This window comes from Pseudomonas sp. 31-12 (assembly GCF_003151075.1).
Taxonomy (GTDB): domain Bacteria; phylum Pseudomonadota; class Gammaproteobacteria; order Pseudomonadales; family Pseudomonadaceae; genus Aquipseudomonas.
In genome coordinates this window covers 6,474,389-6,487,813 of sequence record NZ_CP029482.1, presented here as the reverse complement: position 1 = coordinate 6,487,813, position 13,425 = coordinate 6,474,389, and the positions used below count along the sequence as shown (strand labels likewise).

General features: G+C 61.0%; 17 protein-coding genes. 2 read left to right on the top strand and 15 right to left on the bottom strand.

Annotated elements, in window-relative coordinates:
• Positions 1–11: 11 nt before the first annotated feature.
• The 9 genes from hemW to DJ564_RS30680 all read right to left on the bottom strand — a co-directional run bounded on the left by hemW (position 12) and on the right by DJ564_RS30680 (position 6,769).
• The gene (gene hemW / locus DJ564_RS30720) at positions 12–1,217 is read right to left on the bottom strand and encodes a radical SAM family heme chaperone HemW (RefSeq protein WP_109635603.1); all 1,206 of its coding nucleotides are present in this window, start codon (positions 1,215–1,217) and stop codon (positions 12–14) included.
• A complete protein-coding gene (rdgB, locus tag DJ564_RS30715) occupies positions 1,214–1,810 on the bottom strand; it encodes an RdgB/HAM1 family non-canonical purine NTP pyrophosphatase (protein WP_109635601.1) in 597 nt (198 codons plus the stop codon). Before rdgB ends, hemW begins: the two co-directional genes overlap by 4 nt.
• Positions 1,807–2,241: a DUF4426 domain-containing protein gene (locus tag DJ564_RS30710; RefSeq protein ID WP_109635600.1), complete on the bottom strand. Its 435-nt coding sequence runs from the start codon at positions 2,239–2,241 to the stop codon at positions 1,807–1,809. Before DJ564_RS30710 ends, rdgB begins: the two co-directional genes overlap by 4 nt.
• A 25-nt stretch (positions 2,242–2,266) precedes the next feature.
• On the bottom strand, positions 2,267–2,887 hold the full coding sequence (gene metW / locus DJ564_RS30705; RefSeq protein WP_010466828.1) for a methionine biosynthesis protein MetW: 621 nt from the start codon (positions 2,885–2,887) through the stop codon (positions 2,267–2,269).
• 7 nt (positions 2,888–2,894) lie between these two features.
• Positions 2,895–4,034: a homoserine O-acetyltransferase gene (locus tag DJ564_RS30700; protein WP_109635598.1), complete on the bottom strand. Its 1,140-nt coding sequence runs from the start codon at positions 4,032–4,034 to the stop codon at positions 2,895–2,897.
• Between the two features lie 286 nt (positions 4,035–4,320).
• Entirely contained in the window at positions 4,321–4,617 is a 297-nt protein-coding gene (locus tag DJ564_RS30695; RefSeq protein WP_109635596.1) for a DUF167 domain-containing protein, read from the bottom strand.
• Positions 4,617–5,204 (bottom strand): YggT family protein, encoded by a 588-nt coding sequence (locus DJ564_RS30690; RefSeq protein WP_010466835.1) that lies wholly within the window; start codon positions 5,202–5,204, stop codon positions 4,617–4,619. The genes DJ564_RS30695 and DJ564_RS30690 overlap by 1 nt, the downstream gene beginning before the upstream one ends.
• A 24-nt stretch (positions 5,205–5,228) precedes the next feature.
• The gene (proC, locus tag DJ564_RS30685) at positions 5,229–6,047 is read right to left on the bottom strand and encodes a pyrroline-5-carboxylate reductase (RefSeq protein ID WP_109635595.1); all 819 of its coding nucleotides are present in this window, start codon (positions 6,045–6,047) and stop codon (positions 5,229–5,231) included.
• A 35-nt stretch (positions 6,048–6,082) separates the two neighbouring features.
• Entirely contained in the window at positions 6,083–6,769 is a 687-nt protein-coding gene (locus DJ564_RS30680; protein ID WP_109635593.1) for a YggS family pyridoxal phosphate-dependent enzyme, read from the bottom strand.
• A 56-nt stretch (positions 6,770–6,825) separates the two neighbouring features.
• Between DJ564_RS30680 and DJ564_RS30675 the strand changes: the two genes are divergently transcribed.
• Positions 6,826–7,860 carry a type IV pilus twitching motility protein PilT gene (locus DJ564_RS30675; protein ID WP_109635591.1) on the top strand — a complete coding sequence of 345 codons (1,035 nt, stop codon included), beginning with the start codon at positions 6,826–6,828 and terminating at the stop codon, positions 7,858–7,860.
• A gap of 142 nt (positions 7,861–8,002) precedes the next feature.
• Here the strand turns inward: DJ564_RS30675 and DJ564_RS30670 are convergent, their stop codons facing one another.
• Positions 8,003–8,620 (bottom strand): C40 family peptidase, encoded by a 618-nt coding sequence (locus DJ564_RS30670; protein WP_109635589.1) that lies wholly within the window; start codon positions 8,618–8,620, stop codon positions 8,003–8,005.
• A gap of 249 nt (positions 8,621–8,869) precedes the next feature.
• On the opposite strand from DJ564_RS30670, the gene DJ564_RS30665 reads away from it, so the two are divergent.
• Positions 8,870–9,301: a TM2 domain-containing protein gene (locus DJ564_RS30665; protein WP_109635587.1), complete on the top strand. Its 432-nt coding sequence runs from the start codon at positions 8,870–8,872 to the stop codon at positions 9,299–9,301.
• 94 nt (positions 9,302–9,395) lie between these two features.
• Here the strand turns inward: DJ564_RS30665 and DJ564_RS30660 are convergent, their stop codons facing one another.
• From DJ564_RS30660 to DJ564_RS30640, 5 genes are all read right to left on the bottom strand, one after another.
• Positions 9,396–10,667, bottom strand: a complete 1,272-nt coding sequence (locus DJ564_RS30660; RefSeq protein ID WP_109635586.1) for a dihydroorotase — start codon at positions 10,665–10,667, stop codon at positions 9,396–9,398.
• Entirely contained in the window at positions 10,664–11,668 is a 1,005-nt protein-coding gene (locus DJ564_RS30655; protein ID WP_007897943.1) for an aspartate carbamoyltransferase catalytic subunit, read from the bottom strand. The genes DJ564_RS30660 and DJ564_RS30655 overlap by 4 nt, the downstream gene beginning before the upstream one ends.
• Positions 11,669–11,695: 27 nt before the next feature.
• A complete protein-coding gene (gene pyrR, locus DJ564_RS30650) occupies positions 11,696–12,199 on the bottom strand; it encodes a bifunctional pyr operon transcriptional regulator/uracil phosphoribosyltransferase PyrR (RefSeq protein ID WP_109635584.1) in 504 nt (167 codons plus the stop codon).
• A 91-nt stretch (positions 12,200–12,290) separates the two neighbouring features.
• Positions 12,291–12,728 (bottom strand): Holliday junction resolvase RuvX, encoded by a 438-nt coding sequence (ruvX, locus tag DJ564_RS30645; protein WP_005792259.1) that lies wholly within the window; start codon positions 12,726–12,728, stop codon positions 12,291–12,293.
• Complete coding sequence (locus DJ564_RS30640; protein ID WP_109635583.1) at positions 12,728–13,300, bottom strand: YqgE/AlgH family protein; 573 nt, start codon at positions 13,298–13,300, stop codon at positions 12,728–12,730. The genes ruvX and DJ564_RS30640 overlap by 1 nt, the downstream gene beginning before the upstream one ends.
• Positions 13,301–13,425 lie beyond the last annotated feature (125 nt).

Below are 13,425 nucleotides of genomic sequence, written 5' to 3'. Positions count from 1 at the left end.
TAAGGCTGAAATCAGCTCAGAAATGTTTGCAGCAAGTCATTGAGAAACAGCTGTCCGCGATCGGTCGCCGCCAGACGTGACGGTTCGACCTGCAACAGGCCGCTTTGTTCGGCTTCCCGGCGGCCTTCGGCGAGGCTTTCCAGGCTCAGCCCGGTGCGTTCCGGGTACAGCCGCGACTCGACGCCCTCAGTCAGGCGCAACGCATTCATCAAAAACTCGAACGGCAGCTCTTCGTTGGTCAGCGCTTTCTCGCCAGCCTTGAAGCTTTTCGCCGGGTTCAGGTAATCCTTCGGCAGGCGCGTCTTCCAGGTGCGCACGATGCGCCCGTCCGGATGGCTGAGCTTGCCGTGGGCGCCGGCGCCGATGCCGATGAAGTCGCCGAAGCTCCAGTAATTGAGGTTATGCCGCGCCGGGCGACCGGGTTGCGCATAGGCCGAGACCTCGTATTGCGCGTAACCGTGTTCGGCGAGCAGCGCCTGGCCGGCTTCCTGAATGTCCCACAACGTGTCGTCTTCCGGCAGCGTCGGTGGCTGGTTCCAGAACACCGTGTTCGGCTCCAGCGTCAGCTGATACCAGGACAGATGGGTCGGTTTCAGGGCGATGGCCTGGCGCAGGTCGCTCAACGCATCGTCCAGCGACTGATCCGGCAAGCCGTGCATCAAGTCTAGGTTGAAATTATCGAACCCGGCCTGACGCGCCATGCCGGCGGCTCGAACCGCTTCGTCGCCGTTGTGAATTCGCCCCAACGCCTTGAGTTTCTCTTCCTGGAAACTCTGAATGCCGATCGACAGGCGATTGATGCCCAGCGCGCGGTAGGCGACGAATTTCTCTTGCTCGAAGGTGCCCGGATTGGCTTCCAGGGTGATTTCGATGTCGCTGGCAAACGGGATGCGCTGCTCGACGCCTTTGAGCAAACGGCCCAAGGCTTCGGCGCTGAACAGGCTCGGCGTGCCGCCGCCGAAGAAGATCGAGCTCAGTTCACGGCCGTAAACCGCATGCAGGTCCTGATCGAGGTCGGCCAGCAACGCGTCGACGTACTCCTGCTCCGGCAGCACCGGGCTGGCGGTGTGGGAGTTGAAGTCGCAATAAGGGCATTTGCGCACACACCACGGGATGTGGATGTACAACGCCAAGGGCGGCAGCACGGGGAGCGCCGCTCGAGGCGATGAGGCGGCACCGCCGAAGATCAGCGGTGATGCGGATGATTCAAGGGTCATAACAGGCCTAGACGCTGGCGCAGCAGATCCATTGCACGGGCGCGGTGGCTGATGAGGTTTTTCTCGCTCGGGCTCAGCTCGGCGCTGGAGCAATCGCGCGACGGCACCCAGAACAGCGGGTCGTAGCCAAACCCGTGTTCACCACTGGCAGCGTGCAGGATGCGTCCGTGCCACAGGCCTTCGCAGAGGATCGGCAACGGATCGTCGGCGTGACGCACCAGCGCCAGCACGCAGACGAACTGCGCGCCGCGCTCGGCTTCCGGCACGTCTTTCATGGCGTCGAGCAGTTTGGCGTTGTTCGCCGCATCGCCTTGGCCATCGGCGTAACGGGCCGAGTAGATGCCCGGCGCACCGCCAAGGAAATCCACTGCCAGCCCGGAATCGTCGGCCAGCGCCGGCAGACCGGAGATGCGCGCGGCATTGCGGGCCTTGAGGATGGCGTTTTCGACGAACGACAGGCCGGTTTCTTCAGGCTCGACGCTGCTGAACTCGCCGATCGAGCGCAGTTGCACCGACGCACCGAGCATGGCCTGGAGTTCCTTGAGTTTGCCGGCGTTGTGGCTGGCCAGTACGAGCTGCGTGAAGTTGATCATTCGCCGGGGAAAAGCTCTTGGTTGAAATTGATGGTGTTGGTTTTGTCGCCACTCTGCACCTTGATCTCGAAGGTGCGGACTTCCTGCTGGTCGACCGGGAACTGGGCGATGTAGTAGATCGCGCCTTGTTCGGTGATCTGTTTGAATTTCAGCGGCACGCTTTGGCTGGTCAGGTCTTTGACCGTACCACTGACTTGAGCTATCAGCGGCTTGCCGTCCTTGATCACCGAAACGTTGATCACGCCTTGATTCTTGCTGCGGGTGAGCTCAGCGGCTTTAGCGATATCGGGTGTCAGGAAGGTGGAGTTGAAGGTGTTGTAATGCACCGTCACATCGCCAAACTTTTCCTGACGATCACCTTTGATGACGTCGGCGGCCATCGCGGTGACGCTCAGGCAGGCAGTAAGTACAAACAGCGCTAGACGACCCATGATCGTTCTCCTTGGAATGTCGTGGTCAGACCGCAATCTTGTGATCCTGCAGCCCTGGGCTGCTGACGCGGTAAATACCGATTTCACCTAATAGATTAGGCCATAGCTTACTGGCCCACCCGTGGCGGTGCTGTTGATCCACGGCAAGCCGATCAATGACCTTCGCTTCACGTTCGCGACAAAGTGCTTCAAAGTCTTCGAAGGTGCAGAAGTGGATGTTCGGCGTGTTGTACCAGGTGTACGGCAGGAACTCGGACACCGGCATCCGGCCCTTGCTCGCCAGGTACCAGCGGCAACGCCAGTGACCGAAGTTGGGGAAGGTGATGATGCACTGGCGGCCGACCCGCAGCATTTCGTCGAGGATTCTGTCCGGGTAATGCACAGCTTGCAGCGCCTGGGTCATGACCACGACGTCGAAGCTGTTACTGGCAAAGTTACCCAGGCCCTTGTCCAGGTCCTGCTCGATGACGTTGATGCCCTTGGCCACGCACTCGGCGATGTTGTCCGGGTCGTTTTCCAGGCCATAGCCGGTGACTTGCTTGTTATCGCGCAGCCAGGTCAGCAATTCGCCATCGCCGCAACCGAGGTCGAGCACGCGGCTGCCGGCGGGGATCCATTCCTGGATGATTTCCAGATCAGCTCTCATGGCTTTCTCACAACGTAATGCGGTTCATGTAATTGCTGAAGGCCTGCAAGTAACGCGGGATCGGAATCAGGAAGGCGTCGTGGCCTTGCGGAGCGTCGATCTCGAGGTAGCAGACGTCTTTCTTGGCCGCCATCAGCGCGTCCACCAGTTCCCGCGAGCGGGCAGGGGAGAAGCGCCAGTCGGTGGTGAACGACATCACGCAGAACTTGGCCTGGGCATGGGCGAAGGTCTTCGCCAGGTCATCGTCGAAGTTAGCTGCCGGGTCGAAGTAGTCCAGCGCCTTGGTCATCAGCAAATAAGTGTTGGCATCGAAACGCCCGGAGAACTCTTCACCCTGATAACGCAGGTAGCTTTCGACCTGGAACTCGACGCTGTGGAAGTCGTAGTTGAGCTTTTCGCTCTTGAGGCCACGGCCGAATTTTTCACCCATCGAGTCATCCGACAGGTAGGTGATGTGCCCGACCATTCGCGCCAGCATCAAGCCGCGCTTGGGGATCACGCCCGCTTCCTGGAACGAACCGCCGTGGAATTCGGGGTCGGTGAGGATCGCCTGGCGCGCCACTTCGTTGAAGGCGATGTTCTGCGCCGACAGTTTGGGAGCCGAGGCGATGGCCAGGCAATGGCGAATGCGATCAGGGTAAGTGATGCTCCACTGCATCGCCTGCATGCCGCCGAGACTGCCGCCAATCACGGCAGCCCATTGGCGGATGCCGAGCAGGTCGGCCAGACGCGCCTGGCTGTGCACCCAGTCTTCCACGGTCAGCACCGGGAAGTCGGCGCCGAACGGCTTGCCGGTCTCCGGGTTGACGCTGCTCGGGCCGGTGGAACCGTTGCAGCCGCCGAGGTTGTTCAGGCTGACCACGAAGAATTTGTTGGTGTCGATCGGCTTGCCGGGGCCGATGCAGCTGTCCCACCAACCGGGTTTGCGATCGTCAGGGCTGTGGAAGCCGGCAGCGTGGTGGTGACCGGACAAGGCGTGGCAGATCAGCACGGCGTTGCTCGCCGTGGCATTCAGCGTGCCGTAGGTTTCGTAAATCAGGTCATAAGCTGGGAGCGAACGGCCACAGGCCAAGGCCAGGGGTTCACTGAAGTGCGCCACTTGCGGCGTCACCAGACCAACAGAATCGGCGGGAAAGGCAGTTGGCATCGACCCTGCTCTCGTTGAAATGAGGCGTAAGTCTAAAGACCGGTGGGGTTAGCGGCAAGCTAAGGCCGAGGTGTTTGGGAAATGGCTACTCGGCTGGAGATCGCCCCTCACCCTAACCCTCTCCCCAAAGGGGCGAGGGGACTGAGCGAGTTGTTTTTTTGAGTTACATCGACCTGAAAGTCTGAGTCGAACGCAGGTTCTGAAAAGTCCCCGATCTGCTCCCTTTCCCCTCTCCCCTATGGGGAGAGGGCTGGGGTGAGGGGTGGCTCTATGCCGCAACCCACAGTCATCGCGAACGCATCACCAACCCAGGCAAATCCGGCAGCTTCTTCGGCGAACAGATCCGCACCCGTTTCTGCCGGTTCAGCTCCCCGCTGATCAAACTGACCTGACTCTTGGACACGCCAAACGCCTTGGCTAGGAACGCCATGAGATACGCATTGGCCTTGCCTTCAACCGGTGGTGCCGTCAGGCGGATCTTCAGCCGATCGCCGTGCAGCCCGCAGAAATCATCGCTGCGGGCTGCCGGTTGCAGGTGACACTCCAGAATCAGGTCGTCACCGTCCCAGCGAAAGTAGCTCATCAGATCAGGCCGAGCAGCCCCATCGGCATGAGGGCGAAGTTCGCAAGGCGCGGGATCAGCCAGCTTTGCAGCAACTGGATCACGATAAACGCGAAGATCGGCGAGATATCGAGGCCGCCCAGGTTCGGAATGATCCGACGGAACGGGGCGAGTACCGGTTCAGTAATCTGCGCGACCAGCTCTGCACCCGGATTGTGGCTGCCCGGGGCGACCCAGGACAGAATCACACTGATGATCATCGCCCAGAAAATAATATTCAAAAACAGCGAGAACAGCGCGATCAGCGCCCACGGCACCAGGAACAGCCAGTCGACCATGAAGCCTTTGAGCAGCAGGATCACCGCAATCAGCAGCATCTGAATGATCAGCGCCAATACCAGTGACGACATGTCCAGCCCGAACATGCTCGGGATGACCCGGCGCAGCGGCTTGAGCAACGGTTGAGTGGCTTTCACGATGAACTGGCAGAGCGGGTTGTAGAAATTCGCCCGAACCAGTTGCAGGATGAAGCGCATCAGTACGATCAGCAGGTACAGGCTGCCCAGGGTTTTGATGATGAAAATGGCAGCGTCATTGAGTCCAAGCATCATTGATTCCTTTGTAAGAGCTGATTAACGGCCAAGTTGCTCAGCCATCTCGGCCGAGCGGTGCGCAGCGGCGCCGAGTGCTTTTTCGACCAGCGCTTCGAAGCCACCGGCCTGGAACGATTTGATTGCTGCTTCCGTGGTGCCCGCAGGCGAGGTCACGCGACGACGCAATTCAGCCGCGTCGACATCGCTGGCAACCGCCATGTGTGCGGCGCCCAATGCGGTTTGCACCGTCAGTTGAGCGGCGATGTCCGCTGGCAGGCCGAGCTTCACGCCGGCAGCGGTCATGGCTTCGATCAGCAGGAAGAAGTACGCCGGGCCCGAACCGGAGACGGCGGTGACCGCGTCCAGTTGCTGCTCTTCGTTCAGCCACAGGGCAATACCGACGGCCGACAGCAGTTCTTCAGCTTGCTGGCGTTGTTCAGCATTCACTTCGGCCGTGGCAAACAAACCGCTGACGCCCTGCCGCAGCAGCGCCGGGGTGTTGGGCATGCAGCGCACGATCGGCTGGGCACCAAGCCAGTTGTTCATGCTCGCGCAAGTGATGCCGGCCGCAATCGAAACCACCAGTTGATTCGGCTTCAGGCTTGGGCGAATCGCTTCGCACACGGCTTTCATCGCCTGGGGTTTGACCGCCAGCACGACCACGTCCGAGCCTTGAATGGCATCGGCGTTTTCCGCGAAAACTTCAACGCCGTGTTCGGCCTGCACCTTGGCACGGGTGTCGGCGCCCGGATCGCTGGCGCGGATTTGCGCGGCGTCCAGACCTTTGGCGCGCAGGCCGCCGATCAGGCTGGCAGCCATGTTTCCGGCACCGATAAAGGCAATACGAGTCTTGCTCATGTCAGGTCCTTATAAAGAGAGGCGTCAGCCATTGTTCATGGTTGACCGTAGTCGCGAGCGCCAAACAGGGCCGTTCCGATGCGGACCCAAGTGGCGCCCTGGGCGATGGCCGATTCGAGGTCGTGGCTCATGCCCATGGAAAGTGTGTCGAGCGGCAGGTTCAGGCTGGCTTGCAGGCTTTGCACGGCAGCAAAAGCGGCGTCCTGGGCGGCGCGATCTTCAGTCGGCTCAGGGATCGCCATCAACCCGCGCAACGTGATGCGCGGCAATTCGCTGATGGCCTTGGCCAGGGCCGGCAGGTCGGCCGGGGTGCAGCCGGATTTGCTGGCTTCACCGCTGACGTTGACCTGGATGCAAATGTTCAAGGGAGGCAGATCGGCCGGACGTTGCTCGGACAGACGTTGTGCAATTTTCAAGCGATCCACGGAATGCACCCAGGCGAAGTGCTCGGCGATAGCGCGAGTCTTGTTCGATTGAATGGGGCCGATGAAGTGCCAGATCAAGGGCAGGTCGGCCAATTCGAGCTGTTTGCCCAGGGCTTCCTGCAAGTAATTCTCGCCAAAATCGCTCACGCCTGCGGCATACGCTTCGCGCACGGCCTCGGCAGGCTTGGTCTTGCTCACCGCCAGCAGTTGAACACTGTGCTCGTCGCGGTGGGCGGCAAGGGCGGCGGCGCGGATGCGCGAACTAACCTGAAGAATGTTGTCTGCTATCGTGGACATCAAGAGGCGCCGGCGGTTTGAAGGTTGGCGGCATTCTACTGGAATTGAGGAGCGCTATGGATATCACCGAGCTGCTGGCCTTCAGCGCTAAACAGGGCGCATCCGACCTGCACCTGTCTGCCGGACTGCCACCGATGATTCGCGTTGACGGCGATGTGCGGCGCATCAACCTGCCGGCCCTGGACCACAAACAGGTGCACGAGCTGATCTACGACATCATGAACGACACCCAGCGGGTGGACTTCGAGAAACACCTGGAAACTGATTTTTCCTTCGAAGTGCCCGGCGTGGCGCGTTTCCGGGTCAATGCCTTCAACCAGAACCGGGGGGCGGGCGCGGTGTTCCGGACCATCCCGTCGAAGGTCCTGAGCATGGACGACCTCGGCATGGGCGAGGTGTTTCGCAAGATCACCGAGGCTCCGCGCGGCCTGGTGCTGGTGACCGGCCCCACCGGTTCCGGCAAGTCCACCACCCTGGCGGCGATGATCGATTACCTGAACAACCATCGCCATCACCACATCCTCACCATCGAAGACCCGATCGAGTTCGTCCACGAATCGCGCAAATGCCTGATCAATCAGCGCGAAGTCCATCGCGACACCCGCAGCTTCGCCACGGCCCTGCGCTCGGCGCTGCGGGAAGACCCGGACGTGATTCTGGTGGGGGAGATGCGTGATCTGGAGACCATTCGCCTGGCGCTGACCGCCGCCGAGACTGGCCATTTGGTATTCGGCACGCTGCACACCACATCGGCGGCCAAGACCATCGACCGGGTGGTGGACGTGTTTCCGGGGGACGAGAAGTCGATGGTGCGTTCGATGCTGTCCGAGTCGTTACTGGCGGTGGTGTCGCAGACCTTGATCAAGAAGATCGGTGGCGGGCGGATTGCGGCGCACGAAATCATGCTCGGCACGTCGGCAATCCGTAACCTGATCCGCGAAGACAAGGTGGCGCAGATGTACTCGTCGATTCAGACCGGGGGCAATCTGGGGATGCAGACGCTGGATATGTGCTTGAAGGACTTGGTGACCAAGGGCTTGATCAGCCGGGAGCATGCGCGGGAGAAGGCGCGGTCGCCGGATAATTTCTGAGGGTTGAAAACGCGGACCTGTGGCGAGGGAGCTTGCTCCCGCTGGAGTGCGCAGCGCTCCCGGTTTTTTAGGGCCGCTTCGCAGCCCAGCGGGAGCAAGCTCCCTCGCCACAAATGCCCGCCTTCAGGAGGGCGTCAATCAATTAGCGCTGAACAACCTGGATGGTGTTCTTCTCTTTCGGCAGAACCCGCTTGGCAACCACGTAGTGGCTTTCCCAGTACGGTTTCTTCAGGGTGTCGATGGACACCGACTTGCCACGGCGCGGTGCGTGGATGAAGCGGTCGTTGCCCAGGTAGATGGCAACGTGATTGACCCGACGGCTCTTGATGTTGAAGAAAATCAGGTCGCCCGGCTTCAGATCCTTGCGATCGACTTTCTCGCCATGACCGCTGGCCATGGCATTCGATGTGCGCGGCAGGTCGAACGTGGCGTCGTTGAACGCGTATTTCACCAGGCCGCTACAATCGAACCCTTTACTTGGGCTGCTGCCGCCCCAACGGTAAGGTGTACCGAGGACGTTGACGGCGCGACTCAGCACGTTGCTGCTTTCCTTGGTCGCCATCGGCGGAACAAGGCTGCTTTTGCTGACCAGCTGTGGAGCACGTTTTTCGGATTTCTTGTTTTTGCTCGAAGGAGCAGAAACATGGGATTTTTGGGTGTAACCATTAACGTTTGGAAGACGTTGCTCACGATTGGTGGCGTGGGCGGCCAGTGGCATCAAAAGGCAAATGGTTAGCCATGTCTTGAAAAATGGACGCATTAGGCAAGGCTCATATAGGTTAGCGCGCAACTTTATAACAGAGTTTTTTGCCCTTCCGAGGCCGTTGGTCGATTCAAGTTGTGCTCAACGGAACCAAATAAGCGGCAAATGGACGCAATTGTCGGACAGAACTCAGGTGGTATAAGGCTTTGACGGAACCCACGTTAACATTTGCCATACGTCGGCAACCTGTAAAAAAGTCACAAAGAATTCAAGAATATTTATCTATCGCGTGAATCGAGGTCCTTCATGAACACCTATCAACAGGCCGGCCCGCAGCAAGACACGCACAGCAAAATGATCGGCTACCTGCTGTGGATTTTTGGTTTTACCGGGGCTCACCGCTTCTATTACGGCAAGCCAGTGACCGGGACGATCTGGTTTTTCACCTTTGGATTGTTGGGCATTGGCTGGCTGATCGACGTCTTCCTGATCCCGGCCATGGACCGTGAAGCGGACCTGCGTTTTACCGCCGGGCCCATCGAGTACAACGTGGCGTGGATTCTGCTGACGTTTCTCGGGGTATTCGGCGTGCACCGGATGTATCAGGGGAAGTGGATCAGCGGATTGCTGTACCTGGTGACGGGCGGGTTGTTCTTTCTGGGGGTTTTGTATGACTTCTGGACGCTGAATGACCAGGTGTCCGTGCGCAACGCTCAGAATCGCGGCACTTTCCAGTAAGCCATCGCTAGCAGGCTAGCTCCCACAGGGGATTTGTGTTGTTCACAGATCCTGTGTGGGAGCTAGCCCTGCTAGCGATTGGGACAACTCAGTGTTAAGCCTGGTGGCTAATGCGCCCATCCACCAGGGTGTAGCGCACGACGCCCGGAAGGGTATGCCCAATAAACGGGCAGTTCTCACCCTTGGACAGCCAGGTCTCACCGGCCACGGTCGATGCCGCGGGATCAAACAGCACGATGTCCGCCGGCCCGCCTACGGCTAACTTGCCCGCTGGCAAACGCAACGCCTCGGCAGGCCCGATGCTCAAGCGCGCCAACAACGTCGGCAGATCCAGCAACCCATCCTCCACCAGCGTCATCGCCAGCGGCAGCAGCAGTTCAACACTGCTGATACCCGGCTCGGTTGCGCCAAACGGTGCCAGTTTGGCGTCGCGTTCGTGCGGCTGGTGATGGCTGGAGATGGCCGAAACCACGCCCGACTTCACTGCGGCACGCAAGCCATCGCGGTCGGCGCGGGTGCGCAGCGGCGGCTGGACGTGGTAGAGGCTGCTGAAGTCGATCAGCGCTTCGTCGGTCAGGATCAGCTGATACAGCGCCACATCGGCGGTCACCGGCAAGCCACGAGCCTGAGCCTGAGCGATCAGGGCCACGCCGCGCGCGCTGGTGAGCTGGCTGAAGTGCGCACGCACGCCGCTTTGCTCGACCAGCAGCAGATCCCGGGCCAACGCCACGGTTTCAGCGGTTTCCGGAATGCCCGGCAAACCTAGGAAACTGGCGGTCGGGCCTTCGTGGGCCAAACCACCTTCGGCCAGGTCATGGTCCTGCGAATTGAAAATTACCGTCAGGTCGAAGGTCGCCGCGTATTCCAGCGCCCGGCACAGCGTGCGGGTATTGCGGAAGCTCTCCAGGCCGTTGCCGAACGCCACGCAACCGGCATCGCGCAAGGCGACCAGTTCCGCCAGCTGTTCGCCGTCCAGGCCTTTGCTCAGGGCGCCGATCGGGAACACTTTGGTGTTGCCGGCCTCGCGGGCGCGGTCGAGGATCAGTTCGGCCACAGCCGAGGTGTCGAGCACCGGCTTGGTTTTTGGCGGGCAGCACAGGCTGGTCACGCCACCGGCTGCAGCGGCGCGGGTTTCGCTGACGATCGAGCCTTTGCGGCTGTAGCCCGGCTCGCGCAGGGCGACGTTCAGGTCAACCAGGCCAGGGGCGGCCACCAGGCCTTTGGCGTCGAGGGTGTCGACGGGCACAAAACCGGCTGGCGCGGCGCCCAAAGCGACGATCTTGCAGGCTTCAATATGAATGTCGGTCACTTTATCCAGGCCCGTGGCTGGATCGATGACGCGGGCGCCGAGAATGCTGAGCTTCACTGGGCGTTCTCCTGCTCGAATTGGCGCTGGGCAGTCTGCCCGCTCATGGCCATGGACAACACGGCCATACGAATCGCGATGCCGTAGGTGACCTGGTTGAGGATCACCGAGTGCGGACCGTCGGCCACCGCCGACTCAATCTCTACCCCGCGGTTGATCGGTCCTGGGTGCATGACGATGCAATCCGGCTTGGCCCCGGCGAGGCGCGCGGTGGTCAGGCCGAACAGGCGGTAGAACTCACCTTCGCTCGGTAGCAGGCCGCCAGTCATGCGTTCACGTTGCAGGCGCAGCATGATCACCACGTCGACATCTTTCAGGCCTTCGGTCATGTCGGTGTAGACCTTCACGCCGTATTGCTCGATGCCGATCGGCAGCAGGGTTTTCGGCGCGATGACGCGGATGTCCGGGCAGCCGAGGGTTTTCAGCGCGAGCATGTTCGACCGCGCGACGCGCGAGTGCAGGATGTCGCCGACGATGGCCACCGAAAGGTTTTCGAAACCGCCCTTGTGCCGACGGATCGTCAACATGTCGAGCATGCCTTGGGTCGGGTGCGCGTGACGGCCGTCGCCACCGTTGATGATCGCCACTTGCGGGCAGACATGTTCGGCGATGAAGTGTGCCGCGCCGGAATCACCGTGGCGCACGACGAACATGTCGGCAGCCATGGCCTCCAGGTTGCGCAGGGTGTCGAGCAGGGTTTCGCCCTTGCTCGCCGACGATGTCGACACGTTCAACGTGATCACGTCGGCCGAGAGGCGCTGGGCCGCCAGTTCGAAGGTGGTGCGGGTGCGGGTGGAGTTCTCGAAGAACACGTTGCACACGGTCTTGCCGCGCAGCAGCGGGACTTTCTTCACCGCCCGGGCGCCGACTTCGAGGAACGAGTCAGCGGTGTCGAGGATTTCCGTCAGCAACTCGCGGCGCAAACCGTCGAGCGAGAGGAAGTGTCGCAGCTGGCCCTGATCATTGAGCTGCAGCGGGCGCTTGGTTTCTAGAGGCGTCATCGCGAGGGGGACTCTCAATAGGGCGAATTAAAGGGCGAGGTCTTGCAGTTCGAGCTTGAGCTCCGGGCCGGACAGCTTCACGCGCTCGTGAGCGACCAGTTCCAGCGTCGCGCCGACCACGTTCGGGCGGATCGGCAGCTCACCGGCGTCCAGGTCCAGCAGGCACACCAACGTCACGCTGGCCGGGCGGCCGTAGTCGAACAGCTCGTTCATGGCGGCGCGGATGGTCCGACCGCTCATCAGCACGTCGTCGATCAGCACCAGGTGCTGGCCTTCGATTTCGAACGGCAGGGCGGACGGGCGCACTTGCGGGTGCAGGCCGTTCTGGCTGAAATCGTCGCGGTAGAAGGACACGTCCAGGGTGCCGAGGGGCGAATCGCTGCCCAGTTCTTCGAGCAACGCCTGGGCGACCCAGACGCCGCCGGTACGAATGCCGATGTAGCGCGGTTCGCTGATGCCACGGTGTTCCAGGTGTGCCTTGAGACGGATCGCCATCTGGCTGATCAGTTCGGCGGGATTGGGCAGGCTCATGGTTGCTCCTTCTTGGGCCCGAGCCCTGCCTTTGAGTAAGGCTGCGGGGTTTGGCTCGGGTTGTAGCTAAGAGAGACGCTGTGACGGCTCTTCAGGATTCGAACAGTGCGGTGTTTTCGTCGAGCCAGCCTTGCAGCAGCAGGGCGGCGGCGATGGCGTCGACCGGGTTGTCGCGATAGCTGCCCTTTTGTCCGCCACGATCACGCCGTTCACCCTTGGCTTCGAAGGTGGTCAGGCGTTCGTCGTGGGTATAGAAGGGCAGGTTGTAGCGGCCATTGAGGCGACGGGCGAATTTCTCTGCGCGCAGGCACATGTCGCTTGGCGTGCCGTCCATGTTCAGCGGCAGGCCGACGACTACAGCGTCGGGTTTCCACTCTTTAATGAGGGCTTCGACCTGATTCCAGTCGGGAATACCGTTTTGTGCCTTCAAGGTACACAGCTCGCGGGCCTGGCCGGTAATTACCTGGCCGACCGCAACGCCGATCTGTTTGGTGCCGTAGTCGAAACCCAGAATCAGTCGCAGGGCCATCAGGCGTGGCCCGCCTGGCTGGTCAGCAGGCTGAGATTGACCCCGAGGTGCTTGGCCGCCGCTTCCAGGCGCAGTTCGCTGCTGGTGTTGAACAGGATATCGGCGTCGAACGGGCAGGTGAGCCAGGCGTTCTGCGCCAGTTCGGCTTCGAGCTGCCCGGCTTCCCAGCCGGCATAACCGAGGGCGATCACACTTTTGGCCGGGCCGACGCCGTCAGCGATGGCGAACAGCACATCCTGGGAGGTGGACAAGGAAAGCTCGCCTTCCAGATCAACGGTTGCCTGGAAGGTTTTGCCCGAGGGGTGCAGGACAAAGCCGCGATCGGTTTGCACCGGGCCGCCGATAAAGATCGGCACATGCTGGCAGAGCACGGGTGGTTCAATGTCGGGGCGCAATTGCTCGAGGATATCGGCCAGATTCAGGTCTTGCGGGCGGTTGACCACCAGCCCCATGGCACCATTGGCCGTGTGCTCGACGATGTAGGTCAAGGTGTGCGCAAAGTTCGGGTCGGCCATGTGAGGCATGGCGATCAGGAAGTGATGCTTGAGGTAGCTGGGGCTGACGTTCTTCATGAGCGCTAGTGTGGCGTTGGAGGGGCGAACTGACAAGCTGGGGATGCGTTGGAAATGGTGATTGAAGCCACCGCAGGACCCTGTGGCGAGGGAGCTTGCTCCCGTTCGGCTGCGCAGCAGTCGTC